At 60.7% G+C, this 21262-nt stretch carries 19 protein-coding genes and 1 riboswitch; of the genes, 11 read left to right on the top strand and 8 right to left on the bottom strand.

The genetic code is table 11. From position 1 onward, the window contains the following. Positions 1-2: 2 nt before the first annotated feature. From E4P00_RS07495 to purM, 7 genes are all read right to left on the bottom strand, one after another. The gene (locus tag E4P00_RS07495) at positions 3-2108 is read right to left on the bottom strand and encodes a TonB-dependent receptor (RefSeq protein ID WP_078821994.1); all 2106 of its coding nucleotides are present in this window, start codon (positions 2106-2108) and stop codon (positions 3-5) included. Then, positions 2105-3331 carry an MFS transporter gene (locus tag E4P00_RS07490; protein WP_078821993.1) on the bottom strand — a complete coding sequence of 409 codons (1227 nt, stop codon included), beginning with the start codon at positions 3329-3331 and terminating at the stop codon, positions 2105-2107. The genes E4P00_RS07495 and E4P00_RS07490 overlap by 4 nt, the downstream gene beginning before the upstream one ends. Continuing rightward, positions 3321-5246, bottom strand: coding sequence for an IucA/IucC family protein (locus tag E4P00_RS07485; RefSeq protein ID WP_248131063.1), 1926 nt, complete (start codon positions 5244-5246; stop codon positions 3321-3323). Before E4P00_RS07485 ends, E4P00_RS07490 begins: the two co-directional genes overlap by 11 nt. Positions 5247-5434: 188 nt before the next feature. Then, complete coding sequence (locus E4P00_RS07480) at positions 5435-5623, bottom strand: hypothetical protein (RefSeq protein WP_003193064.1); 189 nt, start codon at positions 5621-5623, stop codon at positions 5435-5437. Between the two features lie 378 nt (positions 5624-6001). After that, entirely contained in the window at positions 6002-6715 is a 714-nt protein-coding gene (locus E4P00_RS07475; RefSeq protein WP_032880017.1) for a DUF3108 domain-containing protein, read from the bottom strand. An 8-nt stretch (positions 6716-6723) separates the two neighbouring features. After that, a complete protein-coding gene (purN, locus tag E4P00_RS07470) occupies positions 6724-7374 on the bottom strand; it encodes a phosphoribosylglycinamide formyltransferase (RefSeq protein ID WP_032880020.1) in 651 nt (216 codons plus the stop codon). Then, positions 7374-8432 (bottom strand): phosphoribosylformylglycinamidine cyclo-ligase, encoded by a 1059-nt coding sequence (purM, locus tag E4P00_RS07465; RefSeq protein WP_005790182.1) that lies wholly within the window; start codon positions 8430-8432, stop codon positions 7374-7376. Before purM ends, purN begins: the two co-directional genes overlap by 1 nt. A gap of 355 nt (positions 8433-8787) precedes the next feature. Here purM and E4P00_RS07460 point away from each other — a divergent pair, with 355 nt between their 5' ends. The 5 genes from E4P00_RS07460 to E4P00_RS07440 all read left to right on the top strand — a co-directional run bounded on the left by E4P00_RS07460 (position 8788) and on the right by E4P00_RS07440 (position 13388). Further along, a complete protein-coding gene (locus E4P00_RS07460; RefSeq protein ID WP_248131061.1) occupies positions 8788-9828 on the top strand; it encodes a DUF2066 domain-containing protein in 1041 nt (346 codons plus the stop codon). A 55-nt stretch (positions 9829-9883) separates the two neighbouring features. Then, positions 9884-10957: an AI-2E family transporter gene (locus tag E4P00_RS07455; protein ID WP_078821990.1), complete on the top strand. Its 1074-nt coding sequence runs from the start codon at positions 9884-9886 to the stop codon at positions 10955-10957. A gap of 203 nt (positions 10958-11160) precedes the next feature. Beyond that, on the top strand, positions 11161-11865 hold the full coding sequence (hda, locus tag E4P00_RS07450) for a DnaA regulatory inactivator Hda (RefSeq protein WP_027603798.1): 705 nt from the start codon (positions 11161-11163) through the stop codon (positions 11863-11865). Positions 11866-12074: 209 nt separating this feature from the next. Next, positions 12075-12704, top strand: a complete 630-nt coding sequence (locus E4P00_RS07445; protein ID WP_005790175.1) for an NlpC/P60 family protein — start codon at positions 12075-12077, stop codon at positions 12702-12704. A gap of 144 nt (positions 12705-12848) precedes the next feature. Then, positions 12849-13388, top strand: coding sequence for a C40 family peptidase (locus tag E4P00_RS07440; protein WP_005790173.1), 540 nt, complete (start codon positions 12849-12851; stop codon positions 13386-13388). Positions 13389-13519: 131 nt separating this feature from the next. Here the strand turns inward: E4P00_RS07440 and E4P00_RS07435 are convergent, their stop codons facing one another. After that, the gene (locus E4P00_RS07435; RefSeq protein WP_216091917.1) at positions 13520-14833 is read right to left on the bottom strand and encodes a sorbosone dehydrogenase family protein; all 1314 of its coding nucleotides are present in this window, start codon (positions 14831-14833) and stop codon (positions 13520-13522) included. A gap of 99 nt (positions 14834-14932) precedes the next feature. Further along, positions 14933-15179, top strand: a riboswitch (cobalamin riboswitch). A gap of 78 nt (positions 15180-15257) precedes the next feature. Here E4P00_RS07435 and cobO point away from each other — a divergent pair. From cobO to E4P00_RS07405, 6 genes are read left to right on the top strand one after another with little or no spacing between them, the layout of a single operon-like run. Beyond that, positions 15258-15869, top strand: a complete 612-nt coding sequence (cobO, locus tag E4P00_RS07430) for a cob(I)yrinic acid a,c-diamide adenosyltransferase (RefSeq protein ID WP_005790169.1) — start codon at positions 15258-15260, stop codon at positions 15867-15869. Then, positions 15866-17257, top strand: coding sequence for a cobyrinate a,c-diamide synthase (locus E4P00_RS07425; protein WP_032880028.1), 1392 nt, complete (start codon positions 15866-15868; stop codon positions 17255-17257). Before cobO ends, E4P00_RS07425 begins: the two co-directional genes overlap by 4 nt. Beyond that, a complete protein-coding gene (gene bluB / locus E4P00_RS07420) occupies positions 17254-17904 on the top strand; it encodes a 5,6-dimethylbenzimidazole synthase (RefSeq protein ID WP_078821987.1) in 651 nt (216 codons plus the stop codon). The genes E4P00_RS07425 and bluB overlap by 4 nt, the downstream gene beginning before the upstream one ends. Next, entirely contained in the window at positions 17901-18809 is a 909-nt protein-coding gene (cbiB, locus tag E4P00_RS07415; RefSeq protein ID WP_248131059.1) for an adenosylcobinamide-phosphate synthase CbiB, read from the top strand. Before bluB ends, cbiB begins: the two co-directional genes overlap by 4 nt. Continuing rightward, positions 18802-19791: a threonine-phosphate decarboxylase CobD gene (cobD, locus tag E4P00_RS07410; RefSeq protein WP_216091916.1), complete on the top strand. Its 990-nt coding sequence runs from the start codon at positions 18802-18804 to the stop codon at positions 19789-19791. The genes cbiB and cobD overlap by 8 nt, the downstream gene beginning before the upstream one ends. After that, positions 19788-21239, top strand: a complete 1452-nt coding sequence (locus tag E4P00_RS07405; protein ID WP_248131057.1) for a cobyric acid synthase — start codon at positions 19788-19790, stop codon at positions 21237-21239. The genes cobD and E4P00_RS07405 overlap by 4 nt, the downstream gene beginning before the upstream one ends. Positions 21240-21262: the final 23 nt, after the last annotated feature.

Genomic DNA, 21262 nt, shown 5'->3' with positions numbered 1-21262 from the left:
GGTTACCAATCCACTGCGTAACTCAGGCTGAAGGTACGGCCCTCGGCATTCGGGTACGGTGCGCGGGCATTGGCCTGGGCGAACATGTTCTGGTAGTTGCGGTTGGTAAGGTTGTACACCGCACCTTCGAGGCGACCTACCGGTAGCCTTACCGAGCCCAGCAGGTCAACCAAGGTATAGCCCTGGATATCGCGACCGTTGTTGTCCTTGGCCGCCGCGTCATAGTCGGCCAGGCGCATCCCCTGCAAGCGCAGGCTGTAGTCGTCACGCTGATAGCCGACAAAAGCGGTGGTCTTGGCGGGGGAAATACGCGTGGCGGGCAGGTCGATCCATTTGCCGTTCTGCTGGGTCTCGCCCTTGGCGTAAGCGTAAGTACCGCCGACGGACCACTGGTCGTTGACGTTATAAGTCAGGCTGGTTTCGGCACCGCGCACGCGTTCTTTCTGATTGATCAGGCGCAATACACGGTCGTTGGCATCGTAGAACTGCGTGACATCCGAGGTGTTTTCATACGCGGTGACACTGGCCTGCCACTTGTCCCAGTCGCCACGCCAGCCCAGCTCGTAACTGTCGACTTTCAGAGCCTGGGCATTGAGGTCCTGAATATCGTATTTGCTGTTCACGTCACGCAGGAAGCGCTGGATATCCGGCAGGGAAAAGCCCTGGCTGAAGTTGACGAACACGTCCTGGTTTTCGGTCAGGTGATACACCGCCCCGAGGTTATACAGCGTGTCATCGTATTTGAGCGTGCCGCCGGGCAGTGTGGCGCGGTTGCCGGTCTGGACGATTTCGCCGTAGGCGATGCTGTCGGAGACTTTGCTCTCAATCCACTCGCGACGTATTCCACCGCGTAAGGTCCAGTCATCGATGTCGTAGGACAGCTGACCAAAGATAGCTTTGGTGGTGGTCTCAATATCCGGGCCCAGTTCGAACGTGGTCCCGGTTTTGCTGTAGCTCAGGCCATTGACCCGGTATTGGTCGCCACGCTGGCGTGAGGTTTCATGATCATAGTCAGCCCCCCACACCAGGTTGCCGGTTGCCGGGCCGATGTCCGGCATCTGCGTATCGATCGCCGCACGCAGGCCATAGACATCCTGCACGCTGTTGTTGTCGGACACGCCTGCCCGACCCCGGGACAGGTCCGGGAAGAACAGGGCGTCGGCCCGCCGCCAGTAACTTTCGACCTGCAGGCCCTGGCCGTAGAAATCCTTATCGGCGTAGTTAAGGTTGACCGCCTGGTTATGGGTGTAGGGCTGGTCGCCCAGGTCCAGGCCTTTTACCGCGACTGCGTTGCTGGTGATGCGCGGGTTCTTGGTGTAGCGGGTGTCTTGTTCGTCTTTATAGTCTTGCAGCGACAGGCTGATCTTCTTGTCGTCATCGAGCTCGTAGCCGAAGCGACCTTGCAGGTCGTAGGTGTCGGTGTCCATGTTGCTGCCCTGGGACGTATCCTGGGGAATGCGCTTGCCGTTACCGTCGAACTGGTCGTTGCGCTGCACGGTATTGCCCGACAGATACCAGTCCACTGGACCCTTGCGCCCGGTAGCGCTTTGGAACGCCTCGTAAGCGAACCCCTTGTGGCTGAAGTTATTGCCGGCGGTCATGCCGATCTTGCTGCTGAAGGCCAGGTCCTCACCCTTGTTGCGCTTGGTGATGATGTTGATGATGCCGCCCGATGCGCCTGCGCCGTAGACGCTGCTGGCGCCGGAGATCACTTCGATGCGCTCGATGCTTTCCGGTGCCACGCTGTTGAGCTGGCGGAAGTTATCGCGCGTGGCGTTTTGTGAAACCCCATCGATCAGGATCAGGGTATTACGCCCGCGAAGCGTTTGGCCGAAGTTGCTCATGCCGCCGCTGGAAGGCGCAATGCCAGGCACCAGTTGGCCGAGGATATCTGCGACCCGACGCCCCGCGCCCGTTTGCTGGCGGATCTGTTCTTCGTTGATGACCTGCACGGAGCCTGGAATCTGCGCGATGCTGGTTTCATTGCGCGTCGCCGACACCACGGTCGCTTGCAACTGCAGGCTGGTCGGCTCTGTCTGTTCGGCCCAGGCGGGGGCACTGATCGAGCCGAGAAGCGGCAGCAGAACGGCCAATTGCGATGTGTTCATGGATTTGTCTCAGAGTTATTAGAAGTATTGACAGAAAAATCGGATGTCTCAGGCGCTCGCGTACATGAACGGATGGCGCGGATACTCACGGCGGCCAATGCGTAGGTCAGTGCGACCAGCCAGAAGCTGTGCGCCAGGCCCACCCATCCCATGCCGATACCGCCTATCAATGCGCCGCACAGCGCACCTGCTTTGGCGGCGCTGTTGCCCATGCCCAGGGCGAAACCCTGCTGGCTGGACGCTACGGTATTGGCGATCAGCGTGTAGGCCACGGGCAATAAAGCACCCTGCCACACGCCCCATAGCAGCCGGCTGGCGATGAACCCCAACCACTCACTGGCCAGCGCCGTGCCGGCCAGTGTGAGCGCGCACGCCCAGGTGACCCACTCGATGATGCGCAGCGTATGCGCTGGTTGATGTCGATCGAACAGGCGGCCCCATAACGGCGCGGACAGTGCCAGGGTCAAGGCGCTGGCGCCATAGCTGGCGCCGATCAGCCACGCGGGTGCCTGCAAAACCTCGGCAACATATAAGGCGTAAAACGGTTGCGGCATCATCCTGGCCGCCTGGATCAATACGATGATTCCCAACATCGCGCCCAGCCAGCCTTTGGGCAGTGCGACAGGCTTCGACGGGCGGGCAGGTCTGGATCGTGGTGAATCGCTGGGCAAGAACGCGCTGATTATCGCGCACAACAGGCAGACGGCGGTGGCGCTGTAGCACAGCAATGCGAAACCGGATATGTCCATCAGCCAGCCGCCCAATACCGGCCCGGCCAGGGAGCCTACGGCGGTGGCTGATTGCAGCCGCGCAAGAATGTGCCCGCGTCCACTCTCACCGCAGCAGGCCAGCGCGTAGGCTTGGGCAGCTGCAATGAAACCGGCCAATGCACCTTGCACCACGCGGATGACCACCAGCCACCACGGATCGGGCGTCATCGCAGCCAGCGCCTGGCACACCGCCAATGCCAGCAACGCCCGGATGATCATCGGCTTATGGCCGGTACGGTCGCCCAGTTTCCCCCACATGGGTGTGAGGATCATCGCTGCCATCATCGGCCCGGCATATACCAGCGAAGACAGCAGGCCGGTGTACTGGGCATTGGCGACGCCCAGCAGCTTCTGGATTTGCAGCGGCCAAAACGGCCCGCTCATCTCCATCGCCCCCATCGACACCAACTGAATCACCACCAGCAGCCGCAGCGCTGTGTTGTTAGTCGGCATTGGCGGCCGCGCTCAACGGGTTGGGCAGGCGTCCGACGATATCGGCATGACTCTCCAGCAGGCGCATGCGCATGAACGACTTGGCCGGCCACGGTTGCTCCAGCAGTGCTTCGCGCTCGGCTGCCCAGCGTTGCGGTTCAACCTGTGAGCGCAGGTTGTCGAAACACTGGCTGACCTGTGCCGACAGTTCATTCCAGAGCAGCGCCTGGGGGATGTCGAAGTGGCGCGCAGCAAGCAGGATCAACTCACCCAGATGGCACATGAATACGGTGTGCAGCAGTTTGTCCCGTACGAAACCTGCGTCGTCGTACAGCGTCATCTTCGGGTCGTGTAGTTCGACGTCCAGGCCGTGGGCGTGCAAGGTCTTGCGGTCGATACGGATATCGCCGAAATCGCGCAACAGCAGGCGGCTCAATTGCCCATCTGCAGTCATGACCATGAAGGAGTTCTGCTGATGGGCCTCGAAAGCGACGCCGTAACGCAAATACATGCCCAGCAGCGCCGGCACACTGATCGCCGCGTACTCATGGAAGAACGCGCGCATGGCCGCCGCATCGTCTTTGCCTTGGCTCAGGCGCACCCATTGGCGCAGCAGCGGCTGGCCGTGTTGATCAATGGCAAACAGGCTGCCCACCGGTACGGCCATTTCCCCGGGCTTGAGCTGGCTCTGGGGATTGTCGCGATAGAGCACCGCCAGGTGGCGGGAGTGCTCGTCATTGGCCGGTTGTGGCTTGAAATGCACACCGATACGCTCGGGAACGATGCTGAGGATTTTCTGAATCGCAGGCTCGCGCTCCAGGATGGTCAGCAGCAGGTGGCTGATCCGTGGGCCCATGCGCGCCGAGCGCGGTGAGACGGTGCGCTGCACGCTGGTCAGGCGCAGCGACACCGGCAGTTTGACCATGGGCGCATCGCAACGTCCGTCAGGCAATACGGTCCTGAATGACATGGTGGGGTGGGCGGTAAACGCGACGATATCGGTCAGCACCAGCAGCTTGTCGCCGATTGCATCGGCGAACAGCTGGGGCAGCTCCTGACGTGCCTGCCAGGGATGGGCAGGCACCGGCAGATAATCGCCTGCTTCAAGGCCTTGTGCTTGAAGTGTCGCGGTTAATTGCTGCGCCGCGTGTGGAAAGTGACTGCTCCACCACTGCCAGTAATCCGCCGTCCCGGCCAACGTTTCGACATGGGCAAACTGGCGATGCAGCGCGCACAGCAGCACGGGGAAGCGTGCTTCGAACTCCGGCGAATAGTCGATGACTTGGCTGGTATCCAGGCCCAGCTTGGTCTTGTAGTTGGGGTGCCACGGGTGCCCCAATGTTCCCCACTGCTCAAGTACGGATGTCGGATTGATCGTGCCTGCACCGTGCTTGAGATGACTCAGCAGGTTGCCTTGATGTACTGGGTCCATGGACGCATGCAGCTTGAGCGTCCATTGCTCATGGAAAGCGAGGCACAAGGTGTCGTTGATGAAGCTGTCGTCGATCTCGGCATTGAGGCGGTTGAGCACTTCCAGGTCGGCAGGTGACGTGAGGCTGGCGTTAAGCAACGTCAACAACTGTGATGGGAACTGGATCTTCTGGTCGGGCTGACCTTCGCGCAACAGGATGACTTTGCCACGCAGGTCCCAGCTGACCATGCGGCCAGGACGCAAATGATCAAAGCGCAGGCGAGCCTGACAAGGCAGTGTCAGCGAGCATTGCCCATGTTCGTCGTAAATGAGGGTGCTGGGGTCCAGCAGGCTTTCACGAAACAATGCTTGGATCAGGCGTTGGAAGCTACGTTCAGCGGCAGGTGCCAGCGTACTGACCAAGTCGTCGAGGCTGATGTGGCTGGCCTGGAATTGCGCAGTGGCAAGCGCTTCGCTCCAGCGTTCCAGTAACGCGTTTTCCGGCTTCCTGCTATTTCCGTGCATCTAATTGATTCCCTAATCGTGAGCCTGAATGAAAGGCGCATGAATGATATCGAGAATCATTATTTGTGTGTGCTTTTGTTACATTAATTCATATCGAATTTTTGACAAAAAAACCGCGCTCGAAAAGCGCGGTTTTTGATGTAGACGGCCCGGCTGCGTGGGCCGGGCGTCGACTTGATTTCAGAGTTTCAGGAGCTTTTCGCCTGGCGTTGCAATTCGAGAGTTTCAAGCTCGTTTTTATAATTGTGGGCATCGCTCTCGTTGTGAAACATGCCGACCAATACGTCTTGCTGATGGACATCCCAGATGTGAATCCCGTGGCCTACCGCCTCGTGGGACATATGCTCATCGTCGCGTTCAGTTACTTTTACAGTCATCTGCTTGCTCCAATCTCTGGTTGATCTGCGGCAAGTCGTCGCAGGTCTCTGTTATATTATTTGTTAGCTTGCTAAGTAAACTGATTTTGCGCGCAATAATTCATTGCAGAAAACGCAACAATCGCGCAGGCCGCTAAACCCGTGGCATTCGGTCGCAGGGGCATGAGTTTTATGACAAAAGTTTCATGTTTGCTTCTAGCAATAAGACCTTTGTCGGCCCTACCACCGCTATCGGGAGCAAGCCCCCTCCCACATTTGAAATGCATTCCACTGTGGGAGGGGGCTTGCTCCCGATAGCGTCATAAGCTTCACAGTAAAATTTCCAGGCAAAAAAAAGCCCCGCATTCAGCGAGGCTCTCTTCCAGCTCATCAGCGCAATCAGCTGCCTTTGACGGCCTTACCGTCAACGGTGCCATCCTGCAGCATGATGTTGTATTCCTTGCCGTCGGTCTCAACCTGGCGCAGGGCAACCAGAATGCCGCCCTGGTCCTTGGCAAACCACATCTGCGTGATGCGCTTGCTCTGGGAGGGATCACGTACGCGTTCAACCTTGATCGCGTCAATGGAGCCTACCTTGGTCTGAACCTTTTCCGGGCCAATCACACGGAAGTCATAGGTATCGACATCAGTACCTTCGGCCACTCGGTAGCTCATGCTCTTCTTGCCGGCAGCCACGTCGCGCTGAAGGGCGAGCTGATACGTGGACTTGTCGAGCATGCCGCTTTCGAGGGTGACGTTGACCGGATCCTTGTTTTCAAAGCCGGTGATTTTCTTGTTCGCCTGGTCGAAATCCAGGTTGATCTTCTTGGCCTTGCCCAAACCGCCGCGCTCGAAGCTGTAGCTCTTGGGTTGCAGGGTGTCCTTGTCGAACAGGATCACGCTGGTTTCGGTCAGGCTGGCAATCATCATCGAGGCCTTGAAGTTCAATGTCCAGGTGCCGTCGCCGTTTTTGGTCAGGCTGCGTTCAGCCGAACCACTCATGGGCAGTTGCTTCCAGTCGGCGGTGTAGCTGACGGAGAAAGGGTGAAGGTCTGCCGCTTGTACGGCAGGCAAAGCGAACAGCGCAAAAGCGAAGAGCAGGGCGCGACGCATAAAATCTCCTAGGTTCGAATCAAGTGGCCGCTGGCCGCGAGTAACTGACCGTCCAATAATGCACCCTGGTCACCAAGAATCAACCGTCCCTCGGCAAACCAGCGAACAGCCAGCGGGTAAATCCTGTGTTCCTGGGTATGAACCCGTTGCGCAAGCGTCTGCGCCGAGTCGCCTGACTCTACCGGAACCACTGCCTGTACGACCAGAGGCCCGCCATCGAGTTCCTCGGTGACAAAGTGCACGCTGCAGCCATGCTCGCTGTCGCCGGCGTCGAGGGCGCGCTGATGGGTGTGCATGCCTTTGTACTTGGGCAGCAGGGAAGGGTGGATATTGAGCAGGCGCCCTTCGTAGTGCCGCACGAAATCAGCACTGAGGATGCGCATGAAGCCGGCAAGCACGACGAGCTTGGGTTTGAAGGCGTCGATCAGTTCGACCAGGGCGCGGTCGAAGGCCTCGCGGCCGTCGAACGCCTTGTGATCCAGCGAGCGGGTGTCGATACCCGCATCCCTGGCGCGTTGCAGGCCGTAGGCGTCGCTGCGGTTGGAAATCACCGCAGCGATGCGCACCGGGCTGTCGCCGCTGCGCGTGCTATCGATCAGGGCCTGCAAGTTACTGCCGGTGCCGGAGAGCAGCACCACGACATCACAGGTTGCAGGCATCAGTGCGCCTTAAGGTTCTTCAGTTCAACCTGGGCTGCGCCTTCTGGAGCAGTGGCGATCTGGCCGATGACCCAAGGTTGCTCGCCGGCTTCACGCAATACGTTCAGCGCGGTTTCAACGTGCTCTTGCGCCACGCAGATGACCATGCCCACACCGCAGTTCAGCACGCGGTGCATCTCGGTTTCGTTGACGTTGCCTTTCTCTTGCAGCCAATCGAAGACTGCCGGGCGCTGCCAGCTGGCCACGTCGACAATTGCCTGGGCGCCTTTTGGCAGGACGCGCGGGATGTTGTCCAGCAGGCCCCCGCCGGTGATGTGGGCCATGGCCTTGACGGCGCCGGTGTCCTTGATCAGCTTGAGCAGTGGCTTGACGTAAATGCGGGTCGGGGCCATCAGCAGGTCGGTCAGAGGCTTGCCGTCGAGCTGGATGTTCTCGATGTCGGCGCCGGACACTTCGATGATCTTGCGGATCAGCGAGTAACCATTGGAGTGCGGGCCGGACGATGGCAGGGCGAGCAGGGCGTCGCCGGCAGCCACTTTGGAGCCGTCGATGATCTCGGCTTTTTCCACGACGCCGACGCAGAAACCGGCCAGGTCGTAGTCTTCGCCTTCGTACATGCCTGGCATTTCAGCGGTTTCGCCGCCGACCAGCGAGCACCCCGACAGTTCGCAGCCGGCGCCGATGCCGGTGACCACCTGGGTTGCGGTTTCGACATTGAGCTTGCCGGTGGCGTAGTAGTCGAGGAAGAACAACGGCTCGGCGCCGCACACCACCAGGTCGTTGACGCACATGGCAACCAGGTCGATGCCGATGCTGTCGTGCTTGTTCAGGTTCAGGGCCAGGCGCAGCTTGGTGCCTACGCCGTCGGTGCCGGACACCAGTACAGGCTGCTTGTAGCCGGCCGGGATTTCGCAGAGGGCGCCAAAACCGCCCAGGCCGCCCATGACTTCAGGGCGCGCAGTGCGCTTGGCGACGCTCTTGATGCGTTCGACCAATGCTTCACCGGCGTCGATGTCTACACCGGCGTCCTTGTAGCTCAGGGAGGGTTGCTTGCTCATGATCCAGGCCTTTAGGGGGGGATTCAGGGGTAACGACCGAGCGGGCGGGCGCTTTTTAAAAAGGCCGCTGCCGTTGACGGTCTGCGAAGGCGCGCGATTTTATCAGGCTTGAAGGGCAGCGGCCATCCTCGGGCCGACGGGCAGGGCCATATAGATTAAAAAAGCCGGTTAAAAAATGCTGATCGGCTCTGCCAAGCGGCGTATTAAGGTATAGCCTTGAACCCGCTATCGTTATGACAGTACAAAAACTTACCGAGGCCCTGTGAATGTTTTGCCGGGTGCTGTGGTCACAGCCTGGCTAAACCGATTCACGCGGTCTGTTCCAGCCGCTAAATTTGTCGTTCGGGAATCTTCCATGCGTCTGTGTAAATTCTTCTTTGTGGGCTGTTTGTCGTTGGTCAGCCTGGCGTGTCATGCCGAAACCCTCAATGGCCTCTATCAAGTGCTCGAACCGGTCAGCAGCCAGTCGCCCCAGGAGCGTGACCAGGCCACCCAGCGCGCCGTGCAGACTCTGGTGATTCGCCTCACCGGCGACGCCAAGGCCGCCGATGGCCCGGGCCTGGCGGCAATCCGCAAGGACCCGCAACAAATCATCACCCAATATGGCTACGACGCGGGCCCGCCCGAGAGCCTGCAAGTGGACTTCGACCCGGTCAGCACCGATCGCGCCTTGCGTGATGCCGGCCTGTCGATCTGGGGCAGTAATCGGCCGTCGATTCTCGGTTGGTGGCTGAACGATTCCACCGAAGGCAGCAGCCTGGTCGGCGATGGCCAGGCGGTTGCCCAGACACTGCGCCGGGCCGCGCAACATCGTGGCTTGCCGTTGCGCCTGCCGCTGGGCGACCTGGATGAGCAAGTGGTTGCCACTGCACCGAATCTGGAAAGCGCGGACGCTGCGCCCTTGCGTGCAGCCTCCGAGCGCTACGGAGCCGATGCGTTGCTGGCTGTGCATGCGCGCCAGGAAGGTAATCAGTGGCAGGCCAAATGGCGTCTGTGGCTGGGCGATAAGTCTGAGCAAGGCACCGTCCAAGGCGCTGATACTGCCGCACTGGCAGATGCTGTATTGCTGGAGGTCAGCCAAAAGCTGGCGCCGCGCTTTGCGGTCAAGCCTGGTGTGAGCAGCGAGCAGCTGCTGGAAGTGCAAGGCATGAACCTGGAGCGATACGCCGCCCTGGGCCGGTTGCTGGAGCCCTTTGGCGGTCAGCCGCAGTTAGTGGATGGCAATCGCATTGTGTATCGCGTCAACGGCAGTGCCGAGCAGCTGCGTACCCAATTGAGCCTGGCCAAGTTGCAGGAAATTCCCGCAGGTGAAACCCCGGCCCAGCAACCTGTGGTCGATGGCACGCAACCGGCTGCTGTACCTGAGCCTCAGGCGCAACTGCGGTTTCGTTGGTAAATAGTGCTCCTTCTTCTATATAGAAGAAGGGCGTCGATAATAGATGGAGTGGTTTATGGCGGATACGCGTCGTTGGGTGTGGATTGGCGGGATAGTCCTGCTGTGCGGTTTTGTGTTCTTGCTGCATTCGATCCTGACGCCGTTTCTGGTGGCGCTGTTGCTCGCCTATCTGTTCGATCCCGTGGTGGATCGCCTGGAAAAAGCCGGTATGTCGCGTACTTTGGGCGTGGTCACGGTGTTCGCACTGTTCACGCTGATTATCACGGCGCTGGTGTTGATACTGGTGCCGATGCTGGCCAAGCAGCTGTTTCGCCTCTACGAGCTGGCGCCGCAGATGCTCGACTGGTTGCAGCACACGGCAATGCCGTGGGCCCAGTCCAAGTTCGGGTTGGCGGATGGGTTCTGGAAGTTCGACAAGGTCAAGGCGGCCATCAGCGAGCATATGGACAAGACCACCGATATCGTCACGGTGGTGCTCAGCCAGGCAACCGCTTCGAGCCTGGCGCTGATCGGCTGGTTGACCAACCTGGTGCTGATCCCGGTGGTGGCGTTTTACCTGCTGCGTGATTGGGACATCATGATGGCCAAGATCCGCAGCCTGCTGCCCCGTGACCGTGAAGAACGCATCGTCTCCCTTGCTGCAGAATGCCATGAAGTACTGGGGGCATTCGTTCGCGGTCAGTTGCTGGTGATGCTGGCGCTGGGGGTGATCTACGCAGCTGGCTTGATGGCCATCGGTCTGGAGCTGGGGCTGTTGATCGGCTTGATCGCAGGCCTGGCAGCCATCGTGCCGTATATGGGCTTTGTGATTGGTATCGGTGCGGCGCTGGTGGCCGGTCTGTTCCAGTTTGGCGGCGACCTCTACCCAATGCTGGGGATTGTCGCGGTGTTCATGGTCGGCCAGGCATTGGAAGGCATGGTGCTGACGCCGTTGCTGGTAGGGGATCGGATTGGCTTGCACCCGGTGGCGGTGATCTTTGCGATCCTGGCGGGTGGCGAGTTGTTCGGGTTTACCGGCATTCTGCTGGCGCTGCCGGTGGCGGCGGTGATCATGGTGCTGGTGCGTCATGTTCACGACTTGTACAAGGATTCGGACGTGTATACGGGCGTTGATGAGCCCGAGCTGTAATCGCAATGTCACAAACCCGGCCAAGGCCGGGTTTGTTGTTTCTGGCGGTGGTGCGTCAAACAATCCGCGTAAAACCGCCAAGTTAACGCAAACCTTTGATTTTGCTTGTGGTCTGCTGCATTGTGCACCCGGCGTCACGGGTATAAACTTTGCAAACTTTACACAGAGGCCACTAACGGTTCGATGGGAGCCGTTCAGTCAGCATGAAACCGATTCAGCTGCCCCTAGGTGTGCGTCTGCGTGATGACGCTACCTTTATCAATTACTACCCAGGCGCCAATGCCGCTGCACTCGGCTATGTGGAGCGGCTTTGCGAAGCCGACGCCGGGTGGACTGAAAGCCTGATCTATCTGTGGGGCAAGCATGGCGTGGGGCGTACCCACCTGTTGCAGGCCGCGTGCCTGCGTTTCGAACAGATGGGCGAGCCGGCAGTGTATTTGCCCCTGGCCGAGTTGATGGACCGCGGCATCGGCATCTTCGACAACCTTGAGCAATACGAACTGGTGTGCCTGGACGACTTGCAGGCGGTGGCCGGCAAGGCGGATTGGGAAGAAGCGCTGTTTCACCTGTTCAACCGCCTGCGCGACAGCGGTCGTCGTTTGCTGATCGCCGCTTCCACATCGCCTCGTGAGCTGCCGGTGAAGCTGGCCGACCTCAAGTCGCGCCTGACCCTGGCGCTGATCTTCCAGATGCGCCCGTTGTCCGATGAGGACAAGTTGCGTGCCCTGCAGCTGCGTGCTTCCCGACGTGGCCTGCACCTGACCGACGAAGTCGGGCACTTTATCCTGACTCGTGGCACCCGCAGCATGAGCGCGCTGTTCGATTTGCTTGAGCAGCTTGACCAGGCTTCCTTGCAGGCGCAAAGAAAATTGACGATTCCTTTTCTGAAAGAAACGCTGGGTTGGTAAGGCGTTGATTTGCCACTAATCGGCAATTTACGGGCGCCAGAAAACCTGCGTTTGAGCCCAGCGGGCCACGCAAGTGCAGCGATAATTGGAATTACGGCTTAGATGGCATAGTCCAAACAATAAGTCACATAGATCACGATTGAATTTGCAAATCGATGTGATAGAGGGCATAGTCTCGGCTTCTTTACACATCAGCCACGGTCGTGCCCATGCTAAATCGCTTCGCACCCCTCGTGCCTCTCGCACTCGTTACCCTATTGTTTGGTTGCGCCTCCCACCCTCAACAGGTGGCAGAACAGCCCAAACCACAGGTTCAAAATCAGGCCAAGTTCGTTGCTGCACAGTCTGCTTCTGTTTATGAAGAAGAGATGGCAACCGAAAAAGAACTCGCCGAGTTTTCAGACAGCAAGCCTTACCAGCTGCCCCTTCTGGCCGACAGCATTCTTGAACGCGGCAAGTCCCTGATCGGTACTCGTTACCGTTTTGGCGGCACCTCTGAAGCCGGTTTCGATTGCAGCGGTTTCATCGGTTATCTGTTTCGTGAAGAAGCTGGCATGAACCTGCCTCGCTCCACCCGCGAAATGATCAACGTGGATGCACCGTTGGTCGCACGCAACAACCTCAAGCCGGGCGATCTGCTTTTCTTTAGTACCAGTGGTCGTGGTCGTGTCAGCCACGCCGGTATCTACCTGGGCGATAACCAGTTTATCCACTCCAGCAGCCGCCGCAGCGGTGGTGTTCGGGTCGATAACCTGGGCGACAGCTACTGGAGCAAAACCTTCATCGAAGCCAAGCGCGCACTCGCCATGGCCCCGACTACGGTTACCGCTAGTAAGTAAAGTTAAAGTGATACTTGAAGTTTGACGTGTAAGCGCTAGAATCCCTGGACATTGTTGTTATCCGTTCGCGCGAGCTTTGCTTGCGCGTTCTGGTTTTCAACGTTCGGCAGCGAAAGCCGCATCCAGACCAGGATTGTTCTGCACATGTCGACCTCGGCCCGCCTGATGCTCATTGTTTGCGCCGCGCTGCTCAGCGCCTGCGCCAGCCGTCCACCGCCGCCCGCGCCTGTAGCGGTCAAGCCCAAGCCGGTATTCAACTACGCCACCCAGAATTTTTCGCCTGCTGCCGAAGACGTGCTCTTCCGTGCGCTGGGCCTGGTCGGCACGCCTTATCGCTGGGGCGGCAACACACCGGATTCGGGGTTTGATTGCAGTGGCCTGATCGGCTTTGTGTTCCGCGACGCCGCCGGCATTTCCCTGCCGCGCACCACCCGCGAACTGATCGTGATGCGTGGCCAGGACGTCAGCGAGCAGAACCTGCAAACCGGTGACTTGCTGTTCTTCGCCACAGGCGGTGGTTCACGGGTCAGCCATGCGGGAATCTATGTCGGGGAAGGGCGCTTTGTGCATGCGCCGCAAACCGGCGGTACGGTTAAGCTCGACACGCTATCCAAAGCGTATTGGCAGAATGCCTACCTGAGTGCCAAGCGGGTTTTACCGGGGAATCTGGCACGCAACCCTTGAGTCGTACATAGATCCAGTGTGGGAGGGGGCTTGCCCCCGATAGTGGTGTAACAGTCGGCACATACTCAGCTGACAGACCGCAATCGGGGGCAAGCCCCCTCCCACATTATTTGCAATGCTCTTGAGATGGGTTACTTGGCTGCAGAAACCCGCCACACCTTATTGCCCACATCATCAGCCACCAGCAAATCACCCTGCTGATCAATCACCACGCCCACCGGCCGGCCCATGGCTTTCTCGTCGCTGTTGAGAAACCCCGTCAGCACATCCACCGGCTGTCCTTTCGGCTGGCCCTCTTCAAACGGCACAAAAATCACCTTGTAGCCACTATGCGGCTTGCGATTCCACGAACCATGCTGGCCGATAAACGCGCCGTTGCTGAATTGCGTAGGCAACTTGCTGCCCTCGGCGAAGGTCAGCCCCAGTGAAGCGGTGTGCGGGCCTACCGCGTAGTCTGGCGCGATGGCTTTGGCAACCAAGTCCAGGTTTTGCGGCGTGACGCGAACATCCACATGCTGGCCGTAATAGCTGAAGGGCCAGCCATAGAAGCCGCCATCCTTAACCGAGGTGATGTAGTCCGGCACCAGGTCGCTGCCGATTTCATCGCGCTCATTGACCGCCGTCCACAGCTTGCCGCTCTGTGGTTCCCAGGCCATGCCATTGGGGTTACGCAGACCGGAGGCAAAAATGCGGTGTTGGCCGGTGGCGCGATCGACTTCCCAGATTGCAGCTCGGCCTTGCTCGACGTCCAGGCCGTTTTCGCCAACGTTGCTGTTGGAGCCGACGCTCACATACAACTTGCTGCCATCCTTGCTGGCCACCACGTTTTTCGTCCAGTGGTGGTTCAAGGGGCCACCTGGCAACTCCACGACTGTTGTGCCTGGGGATGTGATTGCGGTTTCACCTGGCTGATAAGGAAAACGCAGCAACTTGTCCGAGTCCGCCACGTACAGGTCGTTGCCCACCAGTGTCATGCCAAACGGCGAATTCAGATTTTGCAGAAATACCGTACGCGTTTCGGCCACGCCGTCATGATCGGCATCGCGCAACAACGTAATGCGGTTCGGGCTCGGCACACCGGCACCGGCGCGGCCCATGACTTTTTCCATCACCCAACCCCGCACGCCTTTGGTGTCGTCTGGCTTGGGTGGCGCATTGGTCTCGGCCACCAACACGTCGCCGTTGGGCAGTACGTAGAGCCAGCGTGGATGCTCCAGGCCCTCGGCGAATGCGGCCACTTGGGTGCCGGCGGCAGCCGTTGGCTTGGCGCCTTCAGGCCAACCGATCGCCGGGGCGATGTTGACGGTGGGAATCAGCGTCTTGTTCGGCTCCGGCAGTTTGGGCGAGGGCCCGGTGCCATCGGAGACTTGCAAGGTAGAGCTTTCGCCGCAGGCGGCGAGGCTGCCGGTGAGCATGATCAGTAAGGCCAGTCGGGTTTTAGGCATGGTTTTCTCCTTGATACCTGTAAGGGTAGAGAAGCACGCTGTACGGATGGTTCAAGTACAAGGCCAGCTTTAATTGACGCTCCACCCCCAACCCACTAACCTTCGCGGCTTGTTCCAGGTGCTCTGTGGCGTGCGCGTCGACAGGGTGAAACAGGGAAGCCGGTGAGCGAGCGCACTTGTACACAGTGCTGCCGCGATTCCGGCGCTGCCCCCGCAACGGTAAATGAGTCAAGACGGTGCTGTTTGCCACTGTATCGCCCGCGATATGGGAAGGCGCGCCCTCGGCTGCTTCGACAAGACGCGCCACTCATGAGTCCGGAGACCGGCCTTGAACATTCAACAGCATCACGGTGGGCGATGCTTGGCTGTCTGTTTTTTCTTTTTCCTGCCCGCCGTTTTTGTCCAGCCCCAACGGAGAGCTGCCATGACCGATTCCCCCGACCGCGACGAACGCCACCTGGCGCGCATGTTGCGCAAAAAAGCCGTGATCGACGAGCGCATCGCCAATTCGCCGAATGAGTGCGGCTTGTTGCTGGTATTGACCGGCAACGGCAAAGGCAAGAGCAGTTCGGCCTTCGGCATGTTGGCCCGCGCCATGGGCCACGGCATGCAGTGCGGTGTGGTGCAGTTCATCAAGGGCCGCAACAGCACAGGCGAAGAGCTGTTCTTCCGGCGCTTCCCCGAGCAAGTTCGCTTCCACGTCATGGGCGAAGGCTTCACCTGGGAAACCCAGGATCGTCAACGCGATATCGCCGCCGCCGAAGCAGCTTGGGCGGTGTCGCGGGCAATGCTCAATGACCCTTCCATTGGCCTGGTGGTGCTGGATGAACTGAACATCGCTCTCAAGCACGGCTACCTCGACCTGGACCAGGTACTAAGCGACCTGCAAGCCCGCCCGCCGATGCAGCATGTGGTGGTCACTGGCCGTGGTGCCAAGCCTGAATTGATCGAAATGGGCGACACCGTCACCGAAATGGGCATGCTCAAGCACGCGTTCCAGGCCGGTATCAAGGCACAGAAGGGCGTTGAACTTTGAATCAGCCCCGCCAATGCCCAGCCGTCTTGATCGCCGCTCCGGCGTCCGGCCAAGGCAAAACCACGGTCACCGCTGCGCTGGCCCGTTTGCATCGCAACCTGGGGCGCAAGGTGCGCGTGTTCAAATGCGGGCCGGACTTTCTCGACCCGATGATCCACGAGCGCGCCAGCGGTGCGCCGGTGTATCAATTGGACATGTGGATGGTGGGCGAGCAGGAAAGTCGTCGTTTGCTGTGGGAGGCGGCGGGGGAGGCCGACCTGATCCTGATCGAAGGCGTGATGGGGCTGTTCGACGGCACCCCCTCCAGCGCCGACCTGGCGCGGCACTTCGGCGTGCCAGTGCTGGGGGTGATCGACGGGACTGCCATGGCCCAGACCTTTGGTGCCCTGGCCCTGGGCCTGGCGCGCTATCAGCCCGACCTGCCGTTCGCCGGCGTGCTGGCCAACCGTGTCGGCACCCTGCGCCATGCCCAGTTGCTCGAAGGCAGCCTCACGGAGGGCTTGCGTTGGTACGGCGCGTTATCCCGCGAGACCGGTATCGAACTGCCGAGCCGCCACCTGGGCCTGGTGCAAGCCAGCGAACTCAATGACCTCGATGTACGCCTGGATGCCGCCGCCCAGGCATTGGGCAGCAGCTGCGAAGTGGCCCTGCCGCCCCCCGTGACCTTTGCCGCGCCCGAAGTGATCAAGGCCGAACCGTTACTTGCCGGTGTGCGTATCGCCGTCGCCCGTGACGAAGCCTTTGCCTTTACCTATGGCGCCAGCCTGGATTTGCTGCGGGCCATGGGCGCAGAGCTGACATTCTTCTCACCTATTCATGATCGCCAACTGCCGCAGGCAGACAGCCTTTACCTGCCAGGCGGGTACCCGGAGCTGCACCACCAGGCGCTGTCGGCAAACACCTCGATGCTGGAGGCCATCCGTGCTCATCACGCCGCCGGCAAGCCACTGCTCGCCGAATGTGGCGGCATGCTCTATCTGCTCGATTCGCTGACGGATGTAGAGGGCGCCCGAGCCGAACTGCTTGGCGTGCTGCCAGGCGATGCGGTGATGCAAAAGAAACTCGCGGCACTGGCCCTGCAAAGTGTCGAATTGCCGGAAGGTACGTTGCGCGGGCACACTTATCACCACTCCTTGACCAGCACCGCATTGGCGCCGATCTCCCGTGGCCTGAGCCCTAACGGCGGGCGCGGGGCTGAAGCGGTTTACCGACAAGGGCGGCTGACCGCTTCCTACGTGCACTTTTATTTTCCGTCGAATCCTGGCGCGGTGGCCGCGTTGTTCGCGCCAGACCTTGAGACCGCTATCGCAGGCAAGCCAGCTCCCACAGTTGACCGAGTTGAAACCCAATCCAATGTGGGAGGGGGCTTGCCCCCGATGAGGCCATGACTGACAACGCCTTCCCCGAGGCCGACCGCCAGGCCGTATACCGCGCCATCGCCGAACGCCGCGACATGCGCCACTTCACCGGCGGCAGCGTCACCCCGGAACTGTTGCACCGCCTGCTCCAGGCCGCGCACCAGGCACCCAGTGTAGGCCTGATGCAACCGTGGCGTTTTATCCGCATCAGCGACCGCTCATTGCGCAGGCAGATTCAACAGTTGGTGGAAGAAGAGCGCGCGCGCACCGCGCAGGCCCTGGGCGAGCGCTCCGATGACTTCATGAAGCTCAAGGTCGAAGGCATCAGCGACTGCGCCGAGGTGCTGGTGGCTGCACTGATGGATGATCGCGAGCGCCACATCTTCGGGCGCCGCACCTTGCCGGAAATGGACATGGCGTCTCTATCTTGCGCAATCCAGAACCTGTGGCTGGCGGCGCGCGTGGAAGGCCTGGGCATGGGCTGGGTGTCGCTGTTCGAACCCCTGGCGTTGGCCGAACTGCTGGGCTTGCCAGCCGGCGCGAAACCCCTGGCCGTACTGTGCCTGGGGCCGGTGGCTGAGTTCTACCCGGCACCGATGTTGCAGCTCGAAGGCTGGACCGAGCCGCGGCCGCTGAGTGACATGCTGTATGAAAACAAGTGGGGAGTGAGTCAATGAGTGTGGCCTTGCTGTGTGTCGCTGCGGTGGCGCTGGATGCGCTGCTGGGTGAACCCAGGCGCTGGCATCCGCTGGTGGCGTTCGGCAACTTCGCCGGGCGCATTGAGCAGCGTTTCAATAGCGGTGGGCGTGGCTGGCGCAGCCATGGCGTGACCGCGTGGTTTATCGCAGTCGTGCCCCTGACCTTGCTGTCCACCGCGTTATCGTGGGCGCCATATATCGGCTGGCTCCTGGAAATCCTGGCGTTGTACTGCGCCTTGGGCATGCGCAGCCTGGGTGAGCATGTGACGCCGGTGGCCCAGGCCCTGCGCAGCGATGATCTGGATGAGGCACGCAAACGCGTGAGTTACCTGGTCAGTCGCCAGACCAGCGAACTGGACCGCACCGAAGTTGCGCGCGCCGCAACCGAGTCGGTGCTGGAGAACGGCAGCGATGCGGTATTCGCCGCATTGTTCTGGTTTGTGGTGGCGGGCGTGCCAGGCGTGGTGCTTTATCGCCTGAGCAACACCCTCGACGCCATGTGGGGCTATCGCAACGAGCGCTTTGAGCGTTTTGGCTGGGCGGCTGCAAAGATCGACGATGTGCTCAACTACATTCCTGCGCGGCTGGTGGCCTTGACCTACGCGCTATTGGGCAAAACCCGCCTGGCCCTCAAATGCTGGCGCACCCAGGGCCCGACGTGGGACAGCCCTAACGCCGGTCCGGTGATGGCTGCCGGTGCCGGTGCGTTGGGCGTTGAACTCGGTGGCGCAGCGATTTATCACGGCGAGGTGCATCAGCGCCCGCAGTTGGGCGAAGGCCCGCCGGCCGATGCCGACTCCATTGATCGTGGCTGGCACTTGGTGCAGCGCGGCGTATGGTTGTGGCTGCTGGTCTTGTGCGTAGGGGCGCAAATCTATGCTTGAACACGGTGGTCGGCTGCGAAAGGCCGCGATTGAATACGGGATTGCCGAAGCGGATTGGCTTGATCTGTCCAGTGGCCTGGCGCCCTGGCCGTGGCCGATTCCCGAGATCCCGCTGCGTGCCTGGGCCCGCTTGCCGGAAACCGATGACGGCCTGGAGAAGGCCGCCTGCGAGTATTACGGCGCCGCCCAGTTGTTACCGGTGCCGGGCTCCCAGGCCGCGATCCAGTTGCTGCCGCGCCTGCGCCGCTCCGGCAAGGTCGGCGTGCTTTCGCCTTGCTATGCCGAGCACGCCGAAGCCTGGCGCCGCGCCGGTTATGTGGTGCGTGAAGTGCAGGAGCAGGAGGTCGACTTCTTTCTCGACAGCCTCGATGTGCTGGTGGTGGTCAACCCCAACAACCCCACGGGCCTGAGCCTGTCCCCGCAACGCTTGCTGGACTGGCACGCACGGCTGGTCCAGCGCGGTGGCTGGCTGGTGGTGGACGAAGCGTTCATGGACGTGACCCCTGATTCAAGCCTGGCGAGCCATGCCGATCAGGTCGGTCTGATCGTACTGCGCTCGTTCGGCAAGTTTTTCGGCCTGGCGGGTGTACGCCTGGGCTTTGTGCTGGCCGAACGCAAGTTGCTCAAGTTGCTGGCCGAACAGGTCGGGCCCTGGGCAGTCAGCGGGCCAACGCGGGTATTGGGCCAAGTGTGCCTACGCGATACGGATGGGCACACCCGCCAGCGCAATCGATGCATCGAAGCGGGCCAGCGCTTGTTCGAACTGCTTGAGCGCAGAGGCTTTCAACCTCACGGCGGCTGCGCATTGTTCCAGTGGTTGATCACGCCTCATGCCGAGCGCCTGCACGAATTCATGGCCCAGCGCGGCATCCTGCTGCGCCTGTTTGTGCACGACAGCAGCGTACGTTTCGGCTTGCCCGACACCGAAGCCGACTGGTTGCGGCTGGACGAGGCTTTGGCCGCATACAAGGAAGCCACATGAGTACACTGATGGTGCAGGGCACAACCTCCGACGCCGGCAAGAGTACCCTGGTGACCGCGCTATGCCGTTGGCTGGTGCGCCAGGGTGTTGCGGTGGTGCCGTTCAAGCCGCAGAACATGGCGCTCAACAGCGCGGTGACGGCCGAAGGCGGCGAGATCGGCCGCGCCCAGGCAGTGCAGGCCCAGGCCGCCAACCTGGCACCCCACACCGATATGAACCCGGTGCTGCTCAAGCCCAACAGCGACACCGGCTCGCAAGTGATCATCCACGGTCGCGCCGTGACCAGCATGAACGCCGTGGCCTATCACGACTACAAAGCCATTGCGATGCAGGCGGTGCTGGCTTCCCACGCACGTTTGAGCCAAGCCTACCCGGTGGTGATGGTCGAAGGCGCGGGCTCCCCGGCCGAGATCAACCTGCGCGCCAATGACATCGCCAACATGGGTTTCGCCGAAGCGGTGGATTGCCCGGTGCTGTTGATCGCCGATATCAATCGCGGCGGCGTGTTTGCCCATCTGGTCGGTACCCTGGAATTGCTGTCGCCCAGCGAGCAGGCACGGGTCAAGGGCTTCATCATCAACCGTTTTCGCGGTGATATCACGCTGTTGCAGCCCGGCCTGGATTGGCTGGAGGCGCGCACCGGCAAGCCGGTTGTCGGCGTGTTGCCCTACGTGATGGACCTGCACCTGGAGGCGGAAGACGGCATCGACCAGCGCCAGATCGACAAGGCCGCCCACGTGCTCAAGGTGGTGGTGCCGGTGTTGCCGCGTATCAGCAATCACACTGACTTTGACCCGCTGCGCCTGCATCCTCAGGTGGATTTGCAGTTTGTCGGGCCGGGCCAGGCGATGCCTGCGGCTGACCTGGTCATCCTGCCTGGCTCCAAAAGCGTACGCAGCGATCTGGCCTTCTTGCGCGCCAATGGCTGGGATGCGGCCGTGGCGCGGCATCTGCGTTATGGCGGCAAGGTGCTGGGGATTTGCGGCGGTTTGCAGATGCTGGGTGAGCAGGTGCATGACCCGCTTGGGCTGGAGGGTGTGGCCGGGTCCAGTGCCGGCCTCGGGCTGCTGGCGTTTACCACAACGCTGGAGGAGCACAAGCAACTGCGCAATGTGCGCGGACGCTTGGTGCTCGAAGATGCTGAAGTGAGTGGGTATGAGATTCACGCGGGTGTGACATCAGGCGATGCCCTGCTCAGCGCTGCGGTGCTGCTGGAGGATGGTCGCAGCGATGGCGCGCTGAGTGCTGATGGGCAGATTCTCGGCACCTACCTGCACGGGCTGTTCGAAACACCGGCGGCGTGCAGTGCCTTGCTGCGGTGGGCCGGATTGCAGGAGGTGCAAGAGGTGGATTATCACGGGTTGCGCGAGCGTGATATCGAGCGGTTGGCGGACTTGGTGGAGAACCACCTGGATACGGATTTATTGCGTCGATTGTGCGGGATTTGACGGCATGTATAGGACGCAAATGT

Source organism: Pseudomonas sp. B329 (assembly GCF_023127835.1).
Lineage (GTDB): Bacteria > Pseudomonadota > Gammaproteobacteria > Pseudomonadales > Pseudomonadaceae > Aquipseudomonas > Aquipseudomonas synxantha_A.
The sequence above is the reverse complement of the archived record's forward strand: the minus strand, read 5'-3'. Positions and strand labels throughout refer to the sequence as shown.